The organism is Nocardia sp. CA-107356, from assembly GCF_050946365.1.
Classification (GTDB): domain Bacteria; phylum Actinomycetota; class Actinomycetes; order Mycobacteriales; family Mycobacteriaceae; genus Nocardia.
The window spans coordinates 2,605,276-2,629,515 of sequence record NZ_CP191992.1; the positions used below are offsets into that span (position 1 = coordinate 2,605,276).

The 24,240-nt window shown below is 66.6% G+C and carries 18 protein-coding genes and 1 pseudogene; 10 read left to right on the top strand and 9 right to left on the bottom strand.

What is annotated here, in order from left to right; translation table 11 throughout:
• The first annotated feature begins 17 nt into the window (after positions 1-17).
• From ACQP1G_RS11830 to ACQP1G_RS11850, 5 genes and pseudogenes are all read left to right on the top strand, one after another.
• Positions 18-467, top strand: a complete 450-nt coding sequence (locus tag ACQP1G_RS11830) for a GNAT family N-acetyltransferase (RefSeq protein ID WP_433202232.1) — start codon at positions 18-20, stop codon at positions 465-467.
• 134 nt (positions 468-601) lie between these two features.
• A complete protein-coding gene (locus tag ACQP1G_RS11835) occupies positions 602-2,737 on the top strand; it encodes a magnesium chelatase subunit D family protein (protein WP_433208419.1) in 2,136 nt (711 codons plus the stop codon).
• A gap of 396 nt (positions 2,738-3,133) precedes the next feature.
• The gene (gene cobO, locus ACQP1G_RS11840; protein WP_433202235.1) at positions 3,134-3,748 is read left to right on the top strand and encodes a cob(I)yrinic acid a,c-diamide adenosyltransferase; all 615 of its coding nucleotides are present in this window, start codon (positions 3,134-3,136) and stop codon (positions 3,746-3,748) included.
• 109 nt (positions 3,749-3,857) lie between these two features.
• On the top strand, positions 3,858-5,495 hold the full coding sequence (locus tag ACQP1G_RS11845; protein ID WP_433202238.1) for a cobyrinate a,c-diamide synthase: 1,638 nt from the start codon (positions 3,858-3,860) through the stop codon (positions 5,493-5,495).
• Between the two features lie 226 nt (positions 5,496-5,721).
• A pseudogene (locus ACQP1G_RS11850) lies at positions 5,722-6,081 on the top strand (cobalamin biosynthesis protein); the annotation flags it as partial.
• Positions 6,082-6,283: 202 nt separating this feature from the next.
• Here ACQP1G_RS11850 and ACQP1G_RS11855 read toward each other — a convergent pair.
• Positions 6,284-7,381, bottom strand: a complete 1,098-nt coding sequence (locus tag ACQP1G_RS11855) for a hypothetical protein (RefSeq protein ID WP_433202241.1) — start codon at positions 7,379-7,381, stop codon at positions 6,284-6,286.
• Positions 7,382-7,383: 2 nt separating this feature from the next.
• Positions 7,384-8,514 (bottom strand): phosphotransferase family protein, encoded by a 1,131-nt coding sequence (locus ACQP1G_RS11860; protein ID WP_433202244.1) that lies wholly within the window; start codon positions 8,512-8,514, stop codon positions 7,384-7,386.
• Positions 8,515-8,804: 290 nt separating this feature from the next.
• Here ACQP1G_RS11860 and ACQP1G_RS11865 point away from each other — a divergent pair, with 290 nt between their 5' ends.
• Positions 8,805-10,166, top strand: coding sequence for a DoxX family protein (locus ACQP1G_RS11865; protein WP_433202247.1), 1,362 nt, complete (start codon positions 8,805-8,807; stop codon positions 10,164-10,166).
• Between the two features lie 22 nt (positions 10,167-10,188).
• Here ACQP1G_RS11865 and ACQP1G_RS11870 read toward each other — a convergent pair whose 3' ends face one another.
• Positions 10,189-11,148: an isopenicillin N synthase family dioxygenase gene (locus ACQP1G_RS11870; RefSeq protein ID WP_433202250.1), complete on the bottom strand. Its 960-nt coding sequence runs from the start codon at positions 11,146-11,148 to the stop codon at positions 10,189-10,191.
• A gap of 26 nt (positions 11,149-11,174) precedes the next feature.
• Positions 11,175-11,648, bottom strand: coding sequence for a nucleoside deaminase (locus ACQP1G_RS11875; protein WP_433202253.1), 474 nt, complete (start codon positions 11,646-11,648; stop codon positions 11,175-11,177).
• 84 nt (positions 11,649-11,732) lie between these two features.
• Between ACQP1G_RS11875 and ACQP1G_RS11880 the strand changes: the two genes are divergently transcribed.
• On the top strand, positions 11,733-13,268 hold the full coding sequence (locus tag ACQP1G_RS11880; RefSeq protein WP_433202256.1) for a PucR family transcriptional regulator: 1,536 nt from the start codon (positions 11,733-11,735) through the stop codon (positions 13,266-13,268).
• 383 nt (positions 13,269-13,651) lie between these two features.
• On the opposite strand, the gene ACQP1G_RS11885 is transcribed toward ACQP1G_RS11880, so the two are convergent.
• Both ACQP1G_RS11885 and ACQP1G_RS11890 read right to left on the bottom strand, forming a co-directional pair.
• Positions 13,652-15,061 carry a purine-cytosine permease family protein gene (locus tag ACQP1G_RS11885; RefSeq protein WP_433202259.1) on the bottom strand — a complete coding sequence of 470 codons (1,410 nt, stop codon included), beginning with the start codon at positions 15,059-15,061 and terminating at the stop codon, positions 13,652-13,654.
• Positions 15,062-15,148: 87 nt separating this feature from the next.
• Complete coding sequence (locus ACQP1G_RS11890; protein ID WP_433202261.1) at positions 15,149-16,108, bottom strand: hypothetical protein; 960 nt, start codon at positions 16,106-16,108, stop codon at positions 15,149-15,151.
• Between the two features lie 279 nt (positions 16,109-16,387).
• Between ACQP1G_RS11890 and cobA the strand changes: the two genes are divergently transcribed.
• The 3 genes from cobA (at position 16,388) to ACQP1G_RS11905 (ending at position 20,750) form a co-directional block, all read left to right on the top strand.
• Complete coding sequence (gene cobA, locus ACQP1G_RS11895; RefSeq protein WP_433208422.1) at positions 16,388-17,608, top strand: uroporphyrinogen-III C-methyltransferase; 1,221 nt, start codon at positions 16,388-16,390, stop codon at positions 17,606-17,608.
• Between the two features lie 131 nt (positions 17,609-17,739).
• A complete protein-coding gene (locus tag ACQP1G_RS11900) occupies positions 17,740-19,266 on the top strand; it encodes an MFS transporter (protein WP_433208425.1) in 1,527 nt (508 codons plus the stop codon).
• A 2-nt stretch (positions 19,267-19,268) separates the two neighbouring features.
• A complete protein-coding gene (locus ACQP1G_RS11905; protein ID WP_433202264.1) occupies positions 19,269-20,750 on the top strand; it encodes an MFS transporter in 1,482 nt (493 codons plus the stop codon).
• 18 nt (positions 20,751-20,768) lie between these two features.
• On the opposite strand, the gene ACQP1G_RS11910 is transcribed toward ACQP1G_RS11905, so the two are convergent.
• Genes ACQP1G_RS11910 through ACQP1G_RS11920 form a run of 3 tightly spaced genes read right to left on the bottom strand, consistent with a single transcriptional unit; the run spans position 20,769 to position 24,108 of the window.
• On the bottom strand, positions 20,769-21,179 hold the full coding sequence (locus tag ACQP1G_RS11910; RefSeq protein WP_433202268.1) for a PPOX class F420-dependent oxidoreductase: 411 nt from the start codon (positions 21,177-21,179) through the stop codon (positions 20,769-20,771).
• 51 nt (positions 21,180-21,230) lie between these two features.
• A complete protein-coding gene (locus ACQP1G_RS11915) occupies positions 21,231-22,586 on the bottom strand; it encodes an aspartate aminotransferase family protein (protein ID WP_433202271.1) in 1,356 nt (451 codons plus the stop codon).
• A 31-nt stretch (positions 22,587-22,617) separates the two neighbouring features.
• The gene (locus ACQP1G_RS11920; protein WP_433202274.1) at positions 22,618-24,108 is read right to left on the bottom strand and encodes a CoA-acylating methylmalonate-semialdehyde dehydrogenase; all 1,491 of its coding nucleotides are present in this window, start codon (positions 24,106-24,108) and stop codon (positions 22,618-22,620) included.
• Positions 24,109-24,240: the final 132 nt, after the last annotated feature.

Below are 24,240 nucleotides of genomic sequence, written 5' to 3' on the forward strand. Positions count from 1 at the left end.
TGTGATAGCAAGACGCGATGATGTCAACGGTTGCACTCAAACGGTCCTGGGCGCTCGATCTCGACACCGCCACCCTGTACCAGCTGTTGAAGCTTCGCGTCGAAGTCTTTGTCGTCGAACAGAAATGCGCGTATCCGGAGCTGGACGGTCTCGACCTGCTGCCGGAGACGCGCCATTTCTGGCTCGATGACGAGGGTGAGGTCATCTCGACGCTGCGGTTGCTCGAGGAGCACGAGAACGGCGTGAAATCGTTCCGCATCGGGCGGTTGTGCACCGCCGTCCCGGCGCGGGGGCATGGATACACCACCCGGCTGGTGCAGGCGGCACTCGCCGAGGCGGGATCGGCGACGGTGCGGCTGAGCGCGCAGACGTACCTGGTCGACATGTACGCCAAGTTCGGGTTCAAGCCCGACGGCGAGGAGTTCGAAGAGGACGGCATCATGCACCTGCCCATGCGCAGGGGGTAAGGGCAGCCGGGCCGCGAACACGCCGCGACCGCACGCCCAACAACACAGAGGGTGCTGCTGGGCGGCGGTTCCGCCGCGAATAGAGTTGGGGCGTGTCCCTGTCCCATACGGAAACCGCGCCGCATACCCCTGCACTGACTGGTTCGCGTCTCGGCGCGGACGGTGATGCGGGCTTCCCGTTCTCCGCGGTGGTGGGGCAGGAGCGGCTGCAGCTGGCGCTGATCCTGTGCGCCGTGCATCCCGGGATCGGCGGCGTGCTGGTGCGCGGGGAGAAGGGGACCGCGAAATCGACTGTGGTGCGGGCACTTGCGCAGTTGCTGCCGCCCGTTGTCGATGAGACCGGTGCGCGGCCCGCTCGGCTGGTCGAGCTGCCCGTGGGCGCCACCGAGGACAGGGTGGTCGGCTCGCTGGATCTGGAGCGGGTGCTGCGCGATGGCGAGCAGGCGTTCCGGCCCGGCCTGCTGGCGGCCGCACATCACGGCGTGCTCTACGTCGACGAGGTGAATCTGCTGCACGACCATCTGGTCGACGTCTTGCTCGATGCCGCGGCGATGGGGCGGGTGCATATCGAGCGCGATGGGGTCTCGCATTCGCATCCGGCGCGGTTCGTGCTGGTCGGCACCATGAATCCGGAGGAAGGTGAGCTGCGGCCGCAGCTGTTGGACCGGTTCGGGCTCACCGTCGACGTCGCGGCCTCGCGCAATGTGGACGTGCGGATGGCGGTCGTGCGCCGTCGGCTGGATTACGAGGCGGACCCGGGCGGATTCGCGGGACGCTATGCCGCCGCCGATCGGGAGGTGGCCGAACGGATTCTGACGGCCCGCGATCGGGTCGGTCAGGTCGCGCTCGACAATGTTGAGCTGCGGCGGATTGCCGCGCTGTGTGCGTCCTTCGATGTGGACGGGATGCGTGCGGATCTGGTCGTGGCGCGGACAGCCACCGCGCATGCGGCCTGGCGGGGTGCGTCAGCGGTGGCCGAAGAGGATGTGCGCGTTGCCGCTGAACTGGCACTGCCGCATCGGCGGCGCCGGGATCCGTTCGACGAGCCGGGGATCAGCGAGGAGCAGTTGGACGAAGCGATGCGCGAGGCCGGAGAGGAGGCGGCTCGCGAGTCCGAAAGTTCCGGCGACAGTGGTGAATTCGGTATGGATGCGGGGACGTCGGGCCGAACTCGTGCCGAGGGAACGGATGCCGACCAGTGGCCCGAGAACGATCCGGACGGTGACGGGCCCGATGGTGGTTCGCCGAAAGGCGGGCAGGACAACGGTGGGCCGGATGATCGCGGGCGCGACGAGGGCCGCGCGAACAGTGGCCTGTCCGACAACGACGACCTGGGCAGTGACGGTTCCGGCAATGGTGGTCCGGATGACCGTGGCCCCGATGACAACGGCCCCGATTCGCCGAACGGTGGCGGAGGGACTGCTGCTGAAGGACGCACCGCTGCGCCCGCGACATCCGTTGTGACACCGCCCCGTTGGGAGGTCCCCGGCGTCGGCGAGGGTGCGGCGGGTCGCCGTTCACGCGCGCAGACCCGACAAGGGCGCACCGTCCGTTCGAGCACCGACACCTCCGCGGGCCTGCACCTGCTCGGCACCGTATTCGCGGCCGCACCGCACCAGCGCTCCCGCGGCCGCTCCGCTGGACCACTGAAGCTGGATGCCGACGATCTGCGCGGTGCGTATCGCGAAGGGCGCGAAGGCAATCTGGTGGTCTTCGTGGTCGACGCCTCCGGATCCATGGCGGCCAGGGACCGGCTTTCGGCGGTCACCGGCGCGGTCGTCGCATTGCTGCGCGACGCCTATCAGCGGCGCGACAAGGTCGCCGTGATCACCGTGCGCGGCCAGGAAGCCGAACTGGTACTGCCGCCGACGTCCTCGGTGGATATCGCCGTGCGCCGCCTGTCCGGCATGCGCACCGGCGGCAAAACGCCCCTCGCCGCAGGACTTTTGAAGGCCCGCGAAGTCGTACACCGCGAGCGTGTCCGCGACCCCCGCCGCCGCCCGATGCTGGTGCTGCTCACCGACGGCCGCGCCACCGGCGGCGCCGATCCGGTGCCCCGCGCCCGCGCGGCCGCGAGTCTGCTTGCCAACGAGGCGGTCACCTCGATCGTTGTCGATTGCGAACGCGGTATGGTCCGCTTGGGTCTCGCCGCGGATCTGGCCCGGACCCTGCGCGCCGGATATCTCCAACTCGCCGAACTGACCGGCGATTCGGTCGCCGACGTCGTTCGCGCCGGGTCCGGTCGTACCAACGCGATGCGGGCCGCCTGATCGTGGTGGCGCAACCGTCGGGCGTTGAATCCGCAGCGGGCCAGCGGCATTTGGGGAATCGGTGCACGTCGGTCGCGATGCCGGTCCGATCGGGTCGACGAGACCCGGGCCGCGTGATCGTGGTGCCGCTGTTGTCTCGCGTCGAACCTATAGCGGGCCAACGCTATTCGGGGAATCGGTGCACGCTGGTCGCGGCGCCGGTACCGGGTGGTCGTGGTGACGGGACCGCCGTTCGTCGAACCAGCGCAATCAGTGGTCGTTCCGGGCTTCGACCGACGCTCGGCGGGGTGACGGCACTGCGGCTCGGTCTGACTGCTGAACGCCGAATCAATCTCGATCGCGCTGTGGCCGCGAGTGGCGTGGGCGCACTGAACAGTGGAATACCAAGGAGTTTCGATGCCTAAGGGTGTGCCGGAGACGGTTCCGGATGATGGGCTGACGACGCGGCAGCGACGTAATCAACCGGTTCTCGCGGTGCATACCGGCCCGGGTAAGGGGAAGTCGACGGCCGCGTTCGGGATGGCGTTGCGGGCGTGGAATCAGGGATTCGATATCGCGGTATTCCAGTTCGTGAAGAGCGCCAAGTGGAAGGTGGGGGAGGAGGCGGCCTTTCGCGCCCTCGGCCGACTGCACGAGGAGACCGGTACCGGCGGACCGGTCGAATGGCACAAGATGGGCGAGGGCTGGTCGTGGACCCGCAAACAGGGCAGTGATGAGGACCATGCCGCCGCGGCACTGGCGGGCTGGCGCGAAATCGCGCGCAGGCTCCAGGCCGAACAGCATCGGTTCTACGTCCTCGACGAATTCACCTACCCGCTCAAATGGGGCTGGGTCGACCTCGACGAGGTCGTCGAGACCCTGCGCGACCGTCCCGGCAACCAACACGTGGTCATCACCGGCCGCGACGCCCCACCGGCTCTGCTCGACGCCGCCGACCTGGTCACCGAAATGACCAAGGTCAAACACCCCATGGATGCGGGCCGCAAGGGTCAGCGAGGCATCGAATGGTGAGCTTCCCAGCGGCGAGTTGCGCATGGCCCACGCCGGGAGGCGCTCTCGGCCCGGTAGCACGCGCCGGCCACGGAGCGTGGCCGCTCGACCGCGCACTGGTGCCGGGGCCGTGAGCGGGGGGCGGGTTCCGGCGGTAGTGATCGCGGCTCCGGCTTCGGGGAGTGGGAAGACGACACTGGCGACGGGATTGATCGGGGCGTTACGGCGCGCCGGGCATCGGGTGGCGCCGTTCAAGGTGGGGCCCGACTACATCGATCCGGGCTATCACGGGCTGGCGGCAGGTCGGCCGGGACGCAACCTCGATCCGGTGCTGGTCGGTGCGGAACGTGTTGTGCCGCTTTACCGTCACGGTGCCGACGGGTGCGACCTCGCGGTGGTCGAGGGCGTGATGGGTCTGTTCGACGGCCGCATCGACGAAAATCAATCCGCCCCGATCGCCGAGGGCTCCACTGCCCAGGTCGCCGGATTGCTCGGCGCCCCAGTAATTTTGGTCGTCGACGCGCGCGGCCACAGCCAAAGCCTCGCCGCCCTGCTGCACGGCTTCGCGACCTTCGACAGCGCGATTCGCCTCGGCGGTGTCATCCTCAACCGGGTCGGCAGCGAGCGTCACGACCAAGTGCTCCGCGCGGCCTGCGACCGAGTCGGCCTACCCGTCCTCGGATCACTGCCGCGCATGGTCGAACTGGAGGTCCCGTCGCGCCACCTCGGCCTCATCCCCGCCGTCGAACACGGCACCGCTGCCACCGCCGCCGTCGAAGCAATGACGAATCTCGTTGCCGCCCACGTCGATCTGCCCGCCATCGCCCGCCTCGCCCACTCGACCGCGCAAGCGCCCGCATGGGATCCCACGACCGCGATCGGTGCAGGTGCGGACTCGGTGTCCAGGCGAGACGCGCTCGGAGAGAGAGGTCAACAGCGGTCCGATACGCCTGCAAAGTATGCGGCCGCGGCGAGCTCGGGGGACGCGGTTGCGGTAGGTGCAAGTGATGCGGCTGTGGTACGCGCGGGTGATGGGGTTGCGGCGCGCGCAAGTGATGCGGTTGCGGTGGCCGTGAGTCGTGGGGCTGCGGTGGGTAGTGTTACTGCGTCGGGGGCGGGTGATGTGGCTGCGGGGGTGGGGCTCGGGCCGGTGATCGCGATGGCCGGTGGGCCCGCGTTCACGTTCGGGTATGCCGAGCATCGGGAATTGCTGGCGGCGGCGGGGGCGCGGGTTGTGGTTTTCGATCCGATGCACGATGAACTGCCCACTGGGACAGCGGGCTTGGTGTTGCCCGGCGGATTCCCGGAGGAGCATGCGGCGGCCTTGGCGGCCAATACCCGGCTGCTGGCGCAGGTGGCCGAGCAGGCGCGAACCGGACTCCCGGTACATGCCGAATGCGCTGGGCTGCTGTATCTCACCCGTTCACTCGACGGCCATCCGATGGCGGGTGTGGTCGACGCGACGGCGGAATTCGGCCCCCGCCTGACCCTCGGCTATCGAGATGCCGTTGCGCTCACCGATTCCGTGCTCTGGCGAGCGGGCGAGCGCGTACGCGGCCACGAATTCCACCGCACCCGACTGGTAACCGGCGGCGCCGACACCCCGGCATGGGGCTGGCACACCGCAGGAGAGCGCATCCGCGAGGGCGCCGTCATCCACCGTGTACACGCCTCCTATCTGCATACCCACCCCGCCGGAAACCCCCGAGCTACAAGCCGTTTCGTCGCCGCGGCTGGCAACTACGCCCACACCCGTGCCGCCACCTGACACCCAAGAGGCGCGGCCCTGCACATCGGCGATCCGGCCCGACCAGTTAGCGGCGGCCCTCGCGTCACGGGGCCGCGTGAGGAGATTGCGTCCTGATGCGGCGGCTGCTCGCCGCAGCGCATCAGCGGTACTTCCCGATACCTCTGTGACACAGTTCGATCCGGCTGTGGTGCTGCTCGATTCGATAGTCGCGCAATCTGATCCGGTGGTAGCGCCGTCCGATGCGGTGGCTCCGCCCGAGGGGCAACCGCGACCGGTCGAGTTGGCCGTCGGTCTCGGGTTTCGGCCGGGCACCTCGAGCGAACGCATCCTGGCCGCGCTACGAGAAGTGCTGGGCGACATGCGCATTGCCTGTCTCGCGACCATCGACCGGCGCGCTGGAGAACGGGGTCTGCGTGGTGCCGCCAGCTGCTCGGGGGTGCCGGTCCGTACCTACACAGCGGCCGAACTTGCCCGGGTCGACGTCCCGAATCCCTCGGCGCGCACCGATGACGCACTCGGCACCGGCAGCGTCGCCGAGGCCGCCGCGCTACTCGCCGCGGGTGGGCCGCTCGTAATCCCCAAGCGGACGGTCGATGGAATAGTGGTCGCTGCCGCGCTCATCCGTTCACCGAATCGTCCTCGGCACAGCGCAAGTCAGGAACCGAGTTCGACCGGCAACGACATCGGGCCGATGGTGAAGAATGACGGCGAGTACGGAATGGGCGTGAACCCGAAGCTGGTCATCATTACCGAGTGGCGGGCATGTGCCAGCATGGGCCGCCCCGGAATACCTACGGCGCGAGTACCTATGGCGCCACCGAACCCCAATCGGCGAAGCCGGTCGGATCGTGACGACCCAGACTCGCGTGCTCGAACAGACCCCAGCCCTCGGACTCGCCGCAGCGGGCGTGTGCGACGTGATCGATGACGCCGAACGGGACGCGGCCCGCGATGGCCGGATCGGTGAGGTCGTAGCTGCCGCTCGAGGTCCAGTCGCGGCCCATCCACCGGCCGTGCAGCCAGTCCGGGTCGCCGCCGTAGCCGCAGCCGACGTGCAGGGCGACATTGGTGACGGTCCGGATCTCGACGTCGAGCGGCTTACCGTCCGGAGTAGTGAGTTCTAAGCGAGCGCCAACGGGATGCCTTGTGCCGGAACGGTATTCGATGTGATAGCGCGGCCACCCCAACTGTTCGGTGCGGCCGTCGGGGAAAATGCGGACGGCGTCGTTGAGGGTGCGCTTGCCGTCGGGCTCCTCTTGCAGAATCACCACGATGGCAAAATCGTCGAAGCGAATCGGCACATACATCCACCAGAATCCGCCGGAGGGTTCGGCGGCGGCGCGCCCCGGCGGCTCGGGCTCGCCGACCGGGCGGATGCCCCAGGAGCGGTCCCGGGTGCCCATCCAGACGGCCGGGTCGACGGTGAGGTCCGTGCCGTCGACGTGCAGCGTCCCCTCCCACGAGCCGACCTGCGCGAAGCGGGTCGCCTGGATGATCGGGCGGTTGCCGTTGAGGATCAGATGCGGTTGTTCCTCGACGGTGGGGAACGAGCCGTGCCAGGTGAGGTCGAAGCCGAGGTCGTCGTGCTCGCAGACCACCCGGATTCGCTGCAGCGGCTCCTGGACCTCGATGCGGTAGCCGCCGACGCGCAGATCGACGCCGCGATCGCCGAGCGCGTCGGAGAAGCGGACGGCGCGCTGAATATCGCCACGCCGGACGCAGGCGTATGCGTCGATCACCCCGAGGTTCGGATAGACACCACCGCCGGTGACGAAAAAGGTGCCGCCATCACGGTCGTGACCGTTGAAATAGCTTCTGTCGTAGAAGTTACGGTCGCTGCTTGCGACTCGGGCCATCGACAGGTGGGTCTGGTGGATGGGGTATTCATCAAGTGGCGCAGGCATGGTCAATCCCATTCGTAGGTTCCGTCGAGCAGCGCCTCCAGGCTTGCCCGGTGCATCACGTAGTCGTCGCGATCGGGAGTGTCGGTGTCCTCGCCGAAATGGATCATCCGGCGTTTGACCCTGGCCATGACGATCGCGTGCCGCAGCGCGGCGTAGACGATGTAGAAGTCGAGATCGCGAACGGTATATCCGGTGATCTCTTCGTATTTCGCGACAATATCCGCGCGCCGCAGGAAGTCCGGCAGCCCCGGCTGGTCGAAGCGGGTGGCGAGGTCCTGGAAGAAACGGTGAATAAAGATGAGCCAGGCGATATCCAGCTCACGCGGACCGAGTCCGGCCATCTCCCAGTCGAGTACGCCGACCGGGGTGAACTCGTCGTACAGCACATTGCCGGGTCGGGAGTCGCCCCAGCTCAGCACGTCGGGGCCGGGATCGGCGGGCCAGTGCGCATCGAGCCAGTCGAAGGTCCGCTCGATCAACGGAATCGGGTAGCCGTCATCGGCCAACGCCCAGCGATACCAGTCCCGGTGCCATTCGAGATGGCGGCGCAGCGCCTGCCCCGGACCGTTCAACATCGGGAATCGCGTTGCCGGGTCCGGGATTTCGTGCACCTTCGCGATGACCTCGACGGTCTTCGCGGTCAGTTCGGCGCGCTGCTCGGGACTGGCGTCGAAGAGCCAGCCGATGAACACATACGGCGGATTGTCCGCGGGCACCCGCCCCTCGATCCGGCGCATCACGAAAAACTTTGTGCCGAGCGGCTTCTCGTCGGTCTCCAGCCAGCACAGTTCGGGTACCGGCACCGCGGAGGCGGCCGCGACCCCGGCCATGATCCGGTATTGCAGTTCCAGGTCGTAGTTTTCGAAGACCGGGAAGGAATCGGCTTCCGGTGTCATCCTGGCCACGAACGAGCCGCGCTCCGCCTGCCCGTCCACACTCCATTCGGCGTCGAACAGCACCGTCGGACTCGACATCCCGGCGCCCTGCGGCCGCGACAGGGCCGAGATCTTGGGCGGGTGATCCGCGTGGACCTTTCCGTCCAGCCACCGGGACAGGTCCTCGGCGAGGGTGTCGAGGTCCCGCGCGCTGACGGTCAGCTGCCGTCGTGCGGTGGGATCGGGATCATCGGCCATTCTTTGTCCTCCTGACACATATGCCTGCGGCGACTGTAACGCGTTCTAGTCGGTGCTTACCGCAAAAATTCGAAGAAAACGGCTGACCCTCACTGGGTGATATTCGGTCTTGACATTCCGTTGTGCTGGGCAATCACCGAAAGGTGCGCCGGAAGGAGGTCATACTTCCGGCGGAGCCGCATACCCCGATGGGTGGGGGTGGAAATCGGGGTTTTCCTGGAAGCGGGTGGGCGATCGCGTGGATACCGTCGGCTGACGTGGAGTCGTCGGGTGAGAGTGAGGGGATCGGTGTGAGTGCGGTCGGTACGGAGGTTCTCGATCGGGAAGGCAGCGTCATACCGCTCGAGCAGCACTCCCGGTGGAATCCCTTGACCAGGATCGCGTTTCGATTCTCCTTCCTCTATGTCGGCCTGTTCTGCCTACTGTTCACCCAGATTCCCTTCGCATTCGTCGGGCTCCTCGTCGAATCGCTGCCGGACAGTGCGGTGCTCTGGGAATTTCGCGTGATGAGCCCGGTCGTCGAGTGGACAGGTCGACTGTTCTTCGACACCGACATCGTGCTGCACGAGGATTCGGGCAGCGGCGATCAGCGGTTCATCTGGTCGTTCGTCTACTGCCTGCTGATCGTCGCGGTGGTGGCGACGCTCATCTGGACGGTGCTGGACCGGCGCCGGCCGAACTATCAGCGGCTACAGGCGTGGTTCCTGCTCTTCATTCGGATGTGTCTGGGCGGACAGATGCTGTTGTACGGATTCGCCAAGGCGATTCCGACGCAGATGCCCGAGCCTTCGCTCGCCGAACTGCTGCAACCATACGGTGCGTTCAGTCCCGCCTCGGTGCTGTGGAATCAGGTCGGGAGCTCACCCACCTACGAGATCTTGCTCGGCTGCGCCGAAGTGCTCGGCGGGCTGTTGCTCTTCGTGCCGCGGACCGCGACGCTCGGTGCGATGCTGAGCCTGGTCAGCTTGGCACAGGTGTTCGTGCTCAATATGACCTTCGACGTCCCGGTGAAGATCCTGGCATTCCACCTCATGCTGCTGAGCATGGTCCTGCTGGCGCCGCAGGCGCGGCGGCTGGCGAACGTGCTGGTACTGAACCGACCGTCCGAACCTGCCACGCAGCCGGATCCGTTCCGCAGCAATCGAACTCGATGGATCGCGATAGCGCTGCAGGTCGCGCTCGGTGTGTGGACGGCGGTGGGCTTCGTGCACACGGGGCTGAAGTACTGGAACGAGGGCGGTGGCGGCAGCCCGAAGCCGCCGCTGTACGGGATCTGGACGGTATCGGAGTTCACTCAGGACGGTATTCCGGTGCCGCCGCTGACCACCGACGGGACACGCTGGCAGCGTGTCGTATTCGATGTGCCGGGGATGACCTACCAGAAGATGGACGGCACGCTCGTACCGGCCGTTCCCGCTGTCGATCCCGCCGCGCATACGATCGCCGTATCCGCACCGCCGGAGCAGCCGGACGCGCAGCCGACGCCGATCGCCGCCTTCACCTTCGAACAGCCCACGCCCGACCGTCTGACACTGACCGGGCAGTTGAACGGTCGGCCGGTGACCATCTCCCTGCAGCAGGTCGATCTCGACAGCTTCCCGCTGCGCGGTCGTGGGTTCAATTGGGTGCAGGACTACCCGTACTTCCACTGAAATCTTGTGCCGGAGTGGCTGATCAGCCGATGGTGATCGCATCCAGTCTGGTGCGCAGGAATGCCGCCGACACCACCGGTTTCAGCCCGCCGACCCGGCCGATCGGCGGCTCGAGCGGGGTGACCTCGGCATCGTGATCGAGTTCGTAGAAATAGATCAGCGAGACCAGATCCTCTTCGGGCGCCTCCGGTTGCGGTGGCAGCACCCGATGCCTGCCGGACGGCCAGCGGTCACCGCTCCAATAGGCGAGCAGGTCACCGATATTCACGGTCAGCGCGGCCGGATCGTAGGGTGCGTCGGCCCAGCCTCCGGCCTCGGTGTAGACCTGCAATCCGCCTGCACCGGGCTCGCGATCGAGCACGGTGACAGTGCCGAAATCGGTGTGCGGGCCGATGCGGAACTGGCCGGGTTCGGGCGCGCCGACCGCGGTCAGCGGCGGGTAGTGGTTGATATTGCAGGTCCAGGTCGGACGTGCGGCGAGACCATGGAAAGGGTTGGCGGGCAAGCGAAGTGCGGCGGCGAACAGGGCGAGTAGTTCGTCGGAGAGCGTGCGCATCGCGGCGGTGTAGGTGGTCATCAACTCGCGCAATTCGACCACCTCCTCGGGCCAGACATTGGGCAGGAACCAGACGTCGTCGACCTCGGGATCGCCGGTGCGGGTGTCGGCGCCGACGGCGTAGGTCTCCTTGAGGTCGGGTGGTGTCTCGGTGCCCTCGGCATAGCCGTTGGCCTCCTTGCCCGGGCCGATCCACCCGCGGCCGCCGACGGTGACGGCATAGCGCTGCTTGACCTCCTCCGGTAGTGCGAAGAAGTGGCGAGCCGCCGCGCGTACCGCGGCGGGCAGACCCTCGGGGATGCCGTGCCCGTAGACGAGCAGGAATCCGGCGCGACGCAACCCCTCGTCCACGTCATGTTCGACTTCGGCGGCGCTCGGTCCGCCCGCACGCCACTGGGCGAGGTCGATCGAGGTAATCGTGTTCATGCTTCGGCCCCTGCTGGGAAGTTCGGTCACTGCGCCTCGCTCTCGTCCGGCACGCCGATGTCCTCGTGCCAGAGCAGCGGCTGGTCGGCGATGAATGTGGTCATCAGGTCGATGCAGCGCTGGTCCTCGAGCACCGTGACCGCGACGCCATGGTCGGCCAGCCAGTCGTGTCCGCCGTGGAAGGTGTGCGATTCCCCGATGATGACCGCACCGATCCCGAACTGGCGTACCAGCCCGCTGCAGTACCAGCACGGCGAGAGGGTGGTCACCATGATGGTCGAGCCGTAGTCGCGGCGGCGGCCCGCATTGCGAAACGCGTCCGTCTCGGCGTGGATGCTGGGATCACCGGACTGCACCCGGCGATTGTGCCCGCGCCCGAGCAGGGTGCCGTCGGCCGCGAACAGGGCCGCGCCGATCGGTATCCCGCCCTCGTCCAGGCCGTACAGCGCCTCGTCGTAAGCCACCTCTAGTAGTTGCTGTGCCGATATCGCCTGCGTCATGGCTCCAACCTCCAGGAACCGGGCGGTTGCCGCAACGTACAGTTCGTCCGCTCGGCACCGCGGCGGGAGTGACAAGATGACCGTATGTTGCCCACCGTCCGCGACCTACTCGCCAATCAGTTCAGTGCCGCGGATCCGCTGGTTCTCGCTGGTCACAGTAGGTTGGGGCGATCGGTGCGCTGGGTGCACTCCAGTGAGATCTACGAGATCAGCCCGCTGCTGTCCGGTGGTGAACTGCTACTCACCACCGGCCTGGGCCTGGCCGGTGTCGATGCGGGGACGCGGCGGCACTATCTGCGCGAGATCGCGGGCCGCGGGGTCGCCGGGGTGGCGTTCGAATTGGGGCGCACCTTCGATGTGATGCCGCCGGATATGGTGGCGGAGGCCTCGCGCAATGGGCTGCCGCTGATCGCGCTGCGCGCCGTGGTGCCGTTCATCGACCTGTGCCGTGCGACCAATACCGAGATCGTGTCGCGGGAGGTGTCGGCGCTGCGGTTGCTCAACGAGCTCGCGCGTGATGTCACCAAGGAGCTCGCAGCGGGTAACGGGTTGGCGCATCTGCTGGCCAGGATCGGTGCGGTTGCCGGGTGTGCGTTGATCGTGACCAGCGGCAACGGCGCGTTGATCGCGGCGCACGGCGTGGACGATGATCGATCGGCCTGGGCCGCCGTCGAAGCGGCGGTCGCCTCCGCACCGATCCGGTCGCGGGAGCACAACTGGGGAACGCTCACGGCGGGCCCGGGATCCGTGCTCGACGAGACCACGCTGGTGCAGGTGCTGGAACAGTCCGCGCCGAGTCTCGGTGTGGCCCTGATGAATTCGGGTGCGCCGACCGGACGTCCGCAACTCGCGGCGCTGACGCTGCTGGCGGATCTATTGGACGGCAAGCCGATTCGGCAGGCGGATCTGAAGGTGCGCGGCACGGCAGCCGGAGTTCCGGCGCTGTCGGGACGAATACTGGTCCCGGTCGCGATCGACGCACCTGATGCACGTATTGCCGCGCGTCTATTGGATACCGCGGCAAAGGAACTCGGTAGGCCGGGGCTCGTCGGAGAGGTTCATGCCACGACGTATGGGGTGCTCGCGGTCGAGCGAAGTGGTGCGGATCCGGTGGGCGCGACAGTGCGCGTGCTGCGAAAGTCGTTTGCCACCAACACTGTCGAAGGGGTCACGGTCGTTGTCGGCGATTCCTGTGAGTTCACCGCGCCCGCGCTCACCGGCTCGCTGGCTGCCACACGTTCCGCGCTCCGGCTTGCGACTCGGCATCGCCGGGATTGGCTGGCGGGCAGTCCGATCTCGACCTGCCGCGAGCTGGCCACGGAGTTGGTGGTCGAATCGCTCCCGGAATCCGAACGCACCCGCTTGATCGCCACCACAGTCGCACCCCTGATCGCCTGGGACACAACTCATCACAGCAATTTGTCCCGCACTCTCGAGGTCTATTTGCGTCACGGCGGCAGCCCGACCCGTTGCGCCGCCGCCCTGCACATCGGGCGCCAATCGCTCTATCAACGACTCGACCGGATCCGCGAGCTACTCGGCTACGACCCCGGCAGTCCGGCATTAGCCGGAACCTTACTGCTGGCTCTGTGCGCACACCGACTCGCCGCCGCGAGCTGACGCGCCGGAGGCATCCGAAAATCCCAGCAATCCATCAGTTTTCGTCGGTTGGCTCACGTACTGTGGTGCCACCTCTCTTCGAGGGGCGGAGGACTCGGTCCTACTCCGCGCCCAGAAGGGAGGTGGTGGGGATGGCGAAACATCGCCGGAAAAAGAGCAAGGCCCGGTCGACTACGGCATCGTCTTGGTAGGTGCCGCCGTGATCGCCGGGACGCTCGTGCTGGTCCGCTGGTCGTGGGCTAGCTAACCCGCCAGGTGGGGCGTCGCGCCAACGGCGTCCCACCGTCCAGCATCACTGTGCGTGACAGCTCAACTGTACGGCCTGTGCCTGATCAGGTCCACTGAATCGGGGATCGTCGCCCTGCGTACCCGCCCCGCCGCGGTCACTCGGTGGACGCGGCGACCGTATCGTCGGCGGAGTTACGCGGGCGCGCGAGCAGCAAATACCCGGCTCCAGAGATCAGGAAGCCGACGAAGAAGGTGATATCGCCGAGATCGGGTAGCTCGCGAACCGCGTAGCCGGTGAACTTGGCTTGGTTGGAGAACAACAGCACCGACACCACCAAACCGATCAGGAATGCCCCCACACCACCCCAATTGGTGTAGGAGCGGTTGTACAGCAAACCCTCGAGCTTGCGTCCCCGGCGCAGATACTGGTCGGCGAACATGACACCGAGCCACGGCCCGATCCAATAGGCGACGACCAGCAGGAACGCCTCATAGCTGGCGGCCGCGTCGGGCAACGCCCACCACGCGACCAGAAATCCGATAGCGCCGAACCCGATCGATACAACGGCCCGCTGGGTGCGCAGCGGCAACTTGACACCAATCGTCACGAAAGCCATTGCACCCGAATACACATTGAGCGCATTGGCGGCTACGGCCCCGATGGCGATTGCCAACAATGTCAGATCGGCAAGCGCCGTAGGCAGATTCGCTGTGAAGATATCGGTCGGACTGCCGACAACCGTACTGGCGATGGTCGCCGATGCGGCGCCGAGCACCGACAGCCACAGGCAGGAAACGAACAATCCGGCAGCCGCGTAACCACCGGTCGCGACCTTCGACACCGTGGCGGGCAGATAGCGAGAGTAGTCCGCCGCGTACGGATTCCAGCCACCCGAGTACCCGAATGCGGTGCCGACCGTGAGCAGGAACCCGCCGATACCGCCCACGCCACCGGACGGCGCCGTGGCACCGAGGTCGGCCTTGGTGAAGATCACGACCGTCCCGATCAGGAACACCACGGCCAGCACCGGGAAGACGATCCGCTCGAACGCGTGCACCAGATTGTGGCCGAAGACGGCAAATCCGGTCTGCGCCACCACGATCAGCACCAGTGCGGCGAGTTTGGGCATCCCGGTCAGGGTGCTCAGCGCGAACGCACCGCTGACGCTATTGGTGGCGAACCAGCCGACGCCGCACATGATCGACATGAACGCCGCGGGCAGCGCGTTACCACGATAGCCGAATGCCGTGCGGCCCAACACCATTTGCGGCACGCCGAACAGTGGGCCGCGCGCGGACAGTACGTAATGCGCGGCCGCGCCGAGTCCGACGCCGACCGCTAGGCCGAGTCCGGCTTGCCAGAAGTTCATGCCGAAGGCGGTCACCGACAGCACGCCGATGAAGATGGTGGCGAACTCCAGGTTCGGTGAGGTCCAGGTCCAGAAGAGTTGGCGCGGCGTGCCGTGCCGCGCGTCGTCGGGAATGTATTCGTTGCCTCCCGGTTCCACCGCGATGACGCGATCGGCGTATTCGGATGCCAGCGGCGTGTCATCGGTCGATTCCATCCCTGAACACTGGTCGCTGACCGGGTTCCGGACAACCGACGAACCGTACGTCAGTGCGAGGTCCGCTACGGACAGTTCGTCGCCGAGTCAGTGCACGGTGCTGGTTTGGTTGTCCCAGTGGGGTGACGGCGCCAGGAATGCGCCGGTGCCCGCGACGAATGCGCTGCGGGCGGCGGTGTCGCCGGTGAGTTCGGCAAGCAACCACGCCGTCGGGTAGCCGAGAAAGCCATAAACCCCCGTGGTGCACGGGAAGGCGGCTTGTGCGCAGTCCGGTTGACCTTGAATATCGTTGTGGTTCGGCCCGTTCAGCGTGCCCCACGCCTTCGGTACGCTCGTTGCCTCGTAATACGCCCGATTCGACTGCAACCCGCTCGACTTCCACGGCAGTAGCTGATGCGACGGCGAAATGAACACATCCGACGAGCCGTTGACGAAGAACACCGAACCCGTGCTCAGGGTCCGGGTGTCGGCACAGGTGCCCGAGCACCAGATCTGGGCGGGTAGGTCGAACGGAATCGCGGTCTCGATCGCCCCGGCCGATTTGATCATCGCGTTGAGAACGCCGTTCGCGCCCTGCGAATGCCCCAACGCACCGACCGCCGCCGTGTCCAGCTTGCCGAAGAATTCGCTCGACGGATCCCGCGCCCGGTCCAGCAGATAGGTCAGCGACGACAGAATGTCGACCCCGGACCCGGTCTGCTTATTCTCCGTCGCGATCACGACAAATCCCCACGACGCCAAATGCCGTAGCAGATAGCCATATTGGCTCGGCACCGCGTCGGTACCGTCACCCCACACCACGATCGGATGCCGAGTAGCGCCGAGATCGCTCGGGTACCAGATGTCGTACTTCGCCCCGGTCGAATCACAACAACCGAACCCGATCTCTTCGGCGACCGCCCACGGCCCGGTCTGGAAGTAGGTCGACTCGACTCCGTCGGCGGGCACATAGGCCGCCGGATCCGCCTGCGCAGCACCACCCGCCACAAACCAGCCGATCAACCCCACCGATACCGCCATACGGACCAACCCACCCCAGCGATTCATATGCCGGAGTATAAGGACCGCTCGACCCGAAACCCTGTCGGGTTGCCGACCATCGCGACGAACTGGTCCGTCGGTACGCCCCCGATGCGCGCCCATCTGCTGGTCGTGGAGCGCCGACTCACGGGCGGTGGCTTGCTGCGCACTCTTCGCGGCGGCGGGTGATTGCCGGGAGCGCGCGTGCAGGACGTAGGCTCGAACATTGTGCCGAACACGTCTGTACCCACCGATGACCAGTCGGAACGCGACTCCGATGTCCGTCGAGCGAGCGACCCGAACTACTTGGTCGGGCTCGATCTCAATGGGCGGCGTGTCGTCGTGGTCGGCGGCGGGACGGTGGCGCAGCGCAGGCTCGGGTTGTTGATCGCGTCCGGGGCGGACGTGCATGTGGTCAGTCGTGAAGTCACCCCGGCGGTGGAGGGGATGGCCACGTCCGGGCAGCTCACGGTGGCGTTGCGCGCCTATGCCGACGGCGATCTGGATGGCGCCTGGTATGCGATCGCATGCACCGACGAACCGGAGACCAATGCGGCCGTGGTCGAGGAGGCCACGCGGCGGCGGATCTTCTGTGTGCGCGCCGACGTGGCTCGGCTCGGCACCGCGGTAACTCCCGCGACCGCTCGTCACGACGGCCTCACCCTCGGTGTGCTGGCCGGTGGTCAGCATCGGCGCTCCGCGGCGGTGCGCAATGCGCTGCTCGACGCGCTGCAATCGGGTGTGGTGACCGATGATTCGACACCGATCGCCCCGGGGGTCGCGCTGGTCGGCGGCGGTCCGGGCGATCCGGACCTGATCACGGTGCGCGGCCGCCGCCTGCTCGGGCGCGCGAATCTCGTTGTCGCGGACCGGCTCGCACCGCCGGAACTGCTGGCCGAACTCGGGCCCGATGTCGAGGTGATCGATGCGGCGAAGATCCCGTACGGGCGGGCGATGGCGCAGGAGGCGATCAATTCCGCGTTGATCGAGGGCGCGAAGGCCGGCAAGTTCGTGGTGCGGCTCAAAGGCGGCGACCCGTACGTCTTCGGCCGTGGCTATGAGGAACTCGAGGCCTGCGTCGAGGCGGGCGTCCCGGTGACCGTAGTGCCCGGCATCACCAGCCCCATCTCCGTCCCCGCCGCCGCGGGCATCCCGGTGACCCATCGCGGCGTCACCCACGAATTCGTGGTGGTGAGCGGCCACGTCGCACCCGACCATCCGGATTCGCTGGTCGACTGGCCGGCCCTAGCGCGGCTGCGCGGCACCATCGTGTTGATGATGGCGGTCGAGCGCATCGAACAATTCGCGACCGTCCTGATCGAGGGCGGCCGTCCCGCCGACACCCCGGCCACCGTGATCCAGGAGGGGACCCTGCGCACCCAGCGCGTCCTGCGCGCCGACCTCGGCACCGTCGCCGCCCGCGTTCGCGACGAAGGCATCCGCCCACCCGCGATCGTCGTCATCGGCCCCACCGCAGGCTTCTCGGCCGATTCGGTCGATCCGCGAGCCGAGTCGTCGGCCGAATAGCAGACCATTGGGGTACGTAACAACGCTCAGTGGGTTTCGCTATGACTGTGCGAATCGCGCCCGCGCGGACGCAGGCGCGGATTCCGTATCAATTACAGTGGCTCATCGTGCTCGATAAACCCGCTGCGACGATGCAGTACCCGGTGACGCAGCGGGCCTTCGGGCTCGCGATTCTCGTGCTGAGCGGGCTGCAGCTGATGGTTGTGCTCGACGGCACGGTAGTGATCTTCGCGCTGCCCCGGCTGCAGCAGGAGATGGGGATGACCAGCGCGGGGGCCGCGTGGACGGTGACCTCGTACGGACTGACCTTCGCCGGTCTCATGCTGCTCGGCGGGCGACTCGGCGATGCGTTCGGACGTAAGCGGATGCTGATTGTCGGCGTCGGATTGTTCACGGTCGCGTCGCTGCTTTGTGGGCTCGCGCAGGGTGAGGCCATGCTGATCGCAGCACGCGCGGTGCAGGGTGCGGGTGCCGCGATCGCGGCGCCGACGGCATTCGCGCTGGTGGCAACGACTTTCGCACCCGGAAAGGCGCGCAATCAGGCGATCGCGTTCGTCGGCTCGATGGTCGGTATCGGATCCGTCGGCGGTCTGGTGGTCGGCGGTGCGCTGACCCAGCTGTCCTGGCGCTGGATCTTCCTGATCAATGTGCCGATCGGCACATTGATCATCCTCGGTGCGCTCTCGCAGCTCGCGGACACCGAACACCATCGGTCCGCACTCGATATCCGTGGCGCGGTGCTCGGCACCGTGGCCTGCGCCTCGATCGTGTTCGGCGCGACCGAGGGGCCGGAAATGGGCTGGGGCAGTCCGGCGATCATCGGTGCGCTGGTGGCGGGCGCGGTGCTGCTCATCGTCTTCGTGGTCGTGGAGCGCGCCGTCGAGGATCCGCTGCTGCCGTGGTCGCTGTTCGACAGCCGCGATCGGGTCACCACGTTCATGTTGATCTTCCTGGCCGGTGGTGTGCTCGGCGCGATGACATTCTTCGTCGCGCAGTTCCTGCAGAACGTGCTCGGCTACGGTCCGCTGGTGGCCGGTGTCGCATCCATTCCGTTCACGATCGGGATCGGCGTGGGCGGCGCGCTGGCCTCCAAGGCGGCATTGTTGATCGCACCGCGCTGGCTGCTGTGTGGCGCGGCGTTCGTGCTGGCCACCGGGCTGCTGGTCGGTTCGCAGCTCAATGGCGGCGTGAACTACCTGACCACCCTGCTGCCGCTGTTGATCGTGATCGGTTTCGGGGTCGGCGTCGCGATGGTGCTCGCGCCGCTGTGCGTGCTCGTCGGTGTGCCGCCGTCCGATATCGGCCCGCTGTCGGCGGTGGGGCAGATGTTCATGAGTTTGGCGACGCCGGTATTCATCGGTCTGCTCACCCCGATCGCTGCCTCGCGCACGATGTCGATGGGCGGCCGCGCCGGAAATGCCGCGGATATGAACGAGGCCGAGATCTTCGCGCTCGGCAGCGGGTACACGTTGGTTCTCGCGGTCTGCTCGCTGGTGGCGGTTGCGGCGGGCTTCATCGCGCTGACGCTGCGCTTTACACCGCATCAACTGGCTGAGGCACAGCACGCACAGGAAGAATCCCAGCGGACCGGGTCCATGCCGGTCGTGCCGCGGACCGGGCCGATTCCGATCATCCGTCGGTCTGACTACAGTGGCTGACTGTGCCAGACAATCCCACCGCGACGCGCTACCCGGTGACGCGGCGGGCCTTCGGACTCGCGATCCTCGTGCTGAGCGGGTTACAGCTGATGGTCGTGCTCGACGGAACCGTGGTGATTCTCGCGCTGCCCCGACTACAGGACGAACTGGGACTATCGAGTTCGGGTAGCGCCTGGATGGTCACCGCCTACGGCCTGCCGTTCGCGGGGCTGATGTTGCTCGGCGGCCGGATCGGCGACTCCTTCGGCCGCAAGCCCATGTTCATCGCGGGCGTCGCGCTGTTCACACTGGCCTCACTGTTGTGCGGGCTCGCGCAGAACGAGGGGATGCTGATCGGGGCCCGCGCTATCCAGGGCACCGGCGCGGCGCTCGCGGCCCCAACGGCACTGGCCTTGGTGGCGACCACCTTCGCACCCGGCCGGGTGCGCAATCAGGCGATCGCGATCTTCGGCTCCATGATGGCGGTCGGCTCGGTCGGCGGGTTGGTGATCGGCGGTGCGCTCACCGAGGTGAGCTGGCGGTGGATATTCCTGATCAATGTGCCGATCGGTGCGTTGATCCTGTGGGGTGCGTGCTACCAACTGCGCGATACCGCCCACCACCGACTACCCCTGGACGTGCGCGGTGCGGTGCTCGGCACGGCGGCGTGCGCGTCCTTGGTATTCGGCGCGACCGAAGGACCCGAATTCGGTTGGGACAGTCCAGTGATCATCGGCTCGCTGGTGGCCGGTGTGGTATTGCTGATCTGCTTCGTCTTCGCCGAACGATGGGTCGGCAATCCCTTATTACCCTGGTCGCTATTCGATAGTCGCGACCGCAACGCGACCTTCTGCGCGATCCTGCTGGCCAGCGGAGTGCTCGGCGCGACAACCTATTTCGCGGGTCTGTTCGTGCAGAATGTCGTCGGATACAGCCCGTTGGTCGCCGGGCTCGCTTTCATCCCGTTCACGATCGGCGCGGGTATCGGCACCGCCCTCGCATCGAAACTGGCGATGACCGTCGCACCGCGCTGGTTGTTGAGCGGTGCCGCGGCGACTATGGTCGCCGGATTGCTGTTCGGCTCGACTCTGGATCGGGGTGTGCAGTATCTGCCGACGCTGCTCGTGCTGTTCATCGTGATCGGTTTCGGTATCGGTGTGGCCGTGGTGGTTGTCCCGCTGTGTGTGCTGGTGGATGTGCCGCCGAACAATATCGGCCCATTGACGGCAATCGGCCAGATGTTCATGAATTTGGGCACGCCGGTCGCGATCGGGCTGCTCGCACCGGTCGCCGCCTCACGCACCGTGGCACTCGGTGGCAACACCGGCAAGCCCACCGGTATGACTCCGGCGCAGCTCGATGCCCTCGGCAGCGGTTATACGCTGGTGCTTTTCATCGCCGCGATCGGCGCGCTGCTCGTCGGTCTGGTGGCGCTGACCTTGCGTTACACCGCCGCCGAGGTGGGACGTGCGCAGCATGCGAAGGAAGCTGCCAAGCAGGGGTGAACCTGCTCGGCCGTCAGTTCACAGGCGGCCTGCGACCTTGCGCGGGGTGACGCGGACGATCACGCGGGGTCCGTCGTTGACGGAGGCGGGGTTGAATTCGACGTACGGGAGTCCGTGGTAGTGGGCCGACAGCTCGTTCGGGAGCGCCTTATCCGGATCGGGCGTCAGCGTGGCGGTACCGCGAATCTCCGCGTACACATACGGATTCTCCGGCGGATTGATCATGACGGTGATCCGCGGGTCGCGGGCGAGGTTCTTGCCCTGCTGCCGATCGACGGTGGTGGAGAACAGCAGGTCGTCGCCGTCGCGCTTGAGCCATATGACGGTCAGATGCGGTTGTCCGTTCGGCCCGATGGTGGCCGCGGTCGCGTACACCTTCGCCTCGTCCAGATACTTCTTCAACTCATCGGAAAGCACAGCACTCGTCATGCGAAAGTGAAACGTCCGGCCGATCAAGAACATTCCCGATCAATCGACTGCTCAGTCCACGTACCCGTCGGCAATCGTCAGCACCTGGTCGAGGATCGCGAGGCCCTCCTTCGCCTCCGCCTCGCCGATGATGCACGGCGGAACCACATGCAGCCGATTGAAATTGACGAACAGCAGCAGCCCTGCCGCCGTCGCCGCGGCGACCGTTTCGGACATCGCGGCGCTGGTGCCGCCGTAGGGGGCGAGCGGTTCGCGGGTTTCCCTGTTCCGCACCAGTTCCAGCGCCCAGAACACGCCGGTGCCGCGCACATCGCCGATGCTGGGATGGCGTTCGGCGAGTTCGTGCAGACCGGGACCGAGTACCTGCGCGCCGATGTCGGCGGCGTTCTCGACGATGTGCTCGTCCCGCATTGCGTTGATGGTGGCGACGGCGGCGGCCGTCGCGAGCGGATGACCCGAATAGGTCAGCCCACCCGGGTACGGGCGATCATCGAAGGTCGCCGCGATGGCCGGGCTGATGGCGACGCCGCCGAGTGGCACGTAACCGGAGTTCACGCCCTTGGCGAAGGTGATCAGGTCGGGGATGACACCGTCGAAATGCTCGATGGCGAACCACTTTCCGGTGCGGCCGAAACCCGACATCACTTCGTCGGCGATGAAGATGATGCCGTACTTGTCGCACAGCGCCCGGACACCTGCCAGGTATCCCGGCGGGGGCACCATGATTCCCGCTGTGCCGGGGATGGATTCGAGCACGATCGCGGCGATCGTGCCCGGCCCCTCGAAGACGATGGTCTGCTCGAGGTGCGCCAAAGCGCGTTCGGCTTCCTCGGATTCGGTGCTGGCGTGGAATTGCGAGCGGTACAGGAACGGGCCGAAGAAGTGGACGACGCCGCTGTTGCCGTGGTCGTTGGGCCAGCGTCGCGGGTCGCCGGTGAGGTTGATCGCGGTCTCGGTGCCGCCGTGGTAGGACCGGTAGCGGGAGAGCACCTTGTAGCGACCGGTATGTAGGCGCGCCATTCGGACCGCGTGCTCCACGGCGTCGGCGCCGCCGTTGGTGAAGAAGATCTTGTTCAGCTCGCCCGGGGTCCGCTCGGCGATGAGCCGAGCGGCCTCGGAACGGGCGTCGTTGACGTGCTGCGGTGCCACGGTGCACAGTTTGGCGGCCTGCTCCTGTATCGCGGCAACGACTTTCGGATGCTGGTGACCGATATTGGTGTTCACCAGTTGCGAGGAGAAGTCGAGCAGGCGGCGGCCGTCACCGTCCCACACGTAGCAGCCCTGGGTCGCAGCGATGGTCATCGGCGTGCGGTGCGCCTGTGCGGACCAGGAGTGGAAGACGTGGCGGCGGTCGAGCTCGTAGGCCCGCGCTGCGGCGTCCGGTGTCAAATCGTTCGGGAGCGTCATCGGCAATTCTCCTGCGTGACTTGATGACTGGCTACTTGTTCTGGGGGAACCCGAGTTCGAGCCCGCCGTGGCTCGGATCGAGCCAGCGCGTCGTGACCGCCTTGCCGCGGGTGAAGAAGTGCACGCCCTCGGTGCCGTGTGCATGCGAATCGCCGAACAGCGAGTTCTTCCAGCCGCCGAAGCTGTAGTAGGCCATGGGCACCGGGATCGGCACATTGATGCCGACCATGCCGACCTCCACCTCATTGTGGAAGCGCCGGGCCGCGCCGCCGTCATTGGTGAAGATCGCGGTGCCGTTGCCGTAGGGGTTGGCGTTGATGAGGGCCAGCGCCTCGTCATAGCTGTCGACGCGCACGACCGACAGGACCGGGCCGAAGATTTCGTCGGTGTAGACACTCATTTCGGTGCCGACGTGATCGAGAATCGTTGGTCCGAGCCAGAATCCGTCCGCCGCACCGTCGGCCCGGATACCGCGTCCGTCGAGAACGACAGTGGCACCGGCGGATGCGCCCGCATCGATATAGGAAGCGACGCGATCACGGTGCTCACGGGTCACCAGCGGGCCCATATCGGTATTACGCGTGCCGTCGCCGGTCTTGATGGTTTCGGCGCGCTCGGTGATCTTGGCGACCAGTTCGTCGCCGACCGCACCGACCGCGAGCACCACGCTGATCGCCATACAACGCTCACCCGCGGAGCCGAATCCGGCATTCACCGCGGCGTCGGCGGCCAGATTCAGATCGGCATCGGGCAACACGACCATATGGTTCTTGGCGCCACCGAGCGCCTGTACGCGCTTACCGTTGGCAGTACCGCGCTGGTAGACATATTTCGCGATGGGCGTCGAGCCGACGAACGAGACGGCCTTGATATTCGGATTGTCGAGTAGTTCGTCGACCGCGACCTTATCGCCCTGCAGCACATTGAAAACCCCTGCGGGCAAACCGGCCTCGTGCCACAGTTCGGCCAGCCACAGCGACGAGGACGGATCCTTCTCACTCGGCTTGAGCACCACGGTATTTCCGGCGGCGATCGCGATCGGGAAGAACCACATCGGCACCATCGCCGGGAAATTGAACGGCGATATCACCGCGACCGGGCCCAGCGGCTGGCGGATCGAGAAGATATCCACCTTCGTCGACGCGTTCTCGGTGAACCCGCCCTTGATCAGATGCGGGACACCACAGGCGAATTCGACCACCTCGAGGCCGCGGGCCACCTCGCCGAGCGCATCGGAGCGTACCTTGCCGTGCTCGGCGGTGATCAGCTCGGCCAGCTCTTCCTTGCGCTCGTTGAGCAGTTCGCGGAACCGGAACAGGATCTGGCTGCGTCGCGCCAGCGAGGTGTCGCGCCAATCCGGGAACGCCGCCTTGGCCGATTCGATCACCGCCCTGGCATCTTCGACACTGGCCAGCGCGACCTGCCCGGTCACCACCCCGGTCGCCGGGTTCGTCACCGGCGCGGATGCCGAACTCGCGCCAGCGAAGGGTTTGCCGTCCAGCCAGTGCGCGATTGTCTGCATATCTCCTCGATTCGATCTATGAGCGTGCATGCGGGTGGGTGTTGTCTACCGCTGAACTATTCGGTGCCGATCCCCGTTGTCCCGGCGAGCACCGGGATCCAGAGTGCGCCGGGGAGCGGTACCGCGCGCACG

Coding starts and splice junctions, on each gene's coding strand:
- ACQP1G_RS11830 (WP_433202232.1), top strand. CDS start 18: ATGATGTCAACGGTTGCACTCAAACGGTCCTGGGCGCTCGATCTCGAC.
- cobO (WP_433202235.1), top strand. CDS start 3,134: ATGCCTAAGGGTGTGCCGGAGACGGTTCCGGATGATGGGCTGACGACG.
- ACQP1G_RS11855 (WP_433202241.1), bottom strand. CDS start 7,381: ATGCCTGCGCCACTTGATGAATACCCCATCCACCAGACCCACCTGTCG.
- ACQP1G_RS11860 (WP_433202244.1), bottom strand. CDS start 8,514: ATGGCCGATGATCCCGATCCCACCGCACGACGGCAGCTGACCGTCAGC.
- ACQP1G_RS11870 (WP_433202250.1), bottom strand. CDS start 11,148: ATGAACACGATTACCTCGATCGACCTCGCCCAGTGGCGTGCGGGCGGA.
- ACQP1G_RS11875 (WP_433202253.1), bottom strand. CDS start 11,648: ATGACGCAGGCGATATCGGCACAGCAACTACTAGAGGTGGCTTACGAC.
- ACQP1G_RS11880 (WP_433202256.1), top strand. CDS start 11,733: ATGTTGCCCACCGTCCGCGACCTACTCGCCAATCAGTTCAGTGCCGCG.
- ACQP1G_RS11885 (WP_433202259.1), bottom strand. CDS start 15,061: ATGGAATCGACCGATGACACGCCGCTGGCATCCGAATACGCCGATCGC.
- ACQP1G_RS11890 (WP_433202261.1), bottom strand. CDS start 16,108: ATGAATCGCTGGGGTGGGTTGGTCCGTATGGCGGTATCGGTGGGGTTG.
- ACQP1G_RS11900 (WP_433208425.1), top strand. CDS start 17,740: ATGCAGTACCCGGTGACGCAGCGGGCCTTCGGGCTCGCGATTCTCGTG.
- ACQP1G_RS11910 (WP_433202268.1), bottom strand. CDS start 21,179: ATGACGAGTGCTGTGCTTTCCGATGAGTTGAAGAAGTATCTGGACGAG.
- ACQP1G_RS11915 (WP_433202271.1), bottom strand. CDS start 22,586: ATGACGCTCCCGAACGATTTGACACCGGACGCCGCAGCGCGGGCCTAC.
- ACQP1G_RS11920 (WP_433202274.1), bottom strand. CDS start 24,108: ATGCAGACAATCGCGCACTGGCTGGACGGCAAACCCTTCGCTGGCGCG.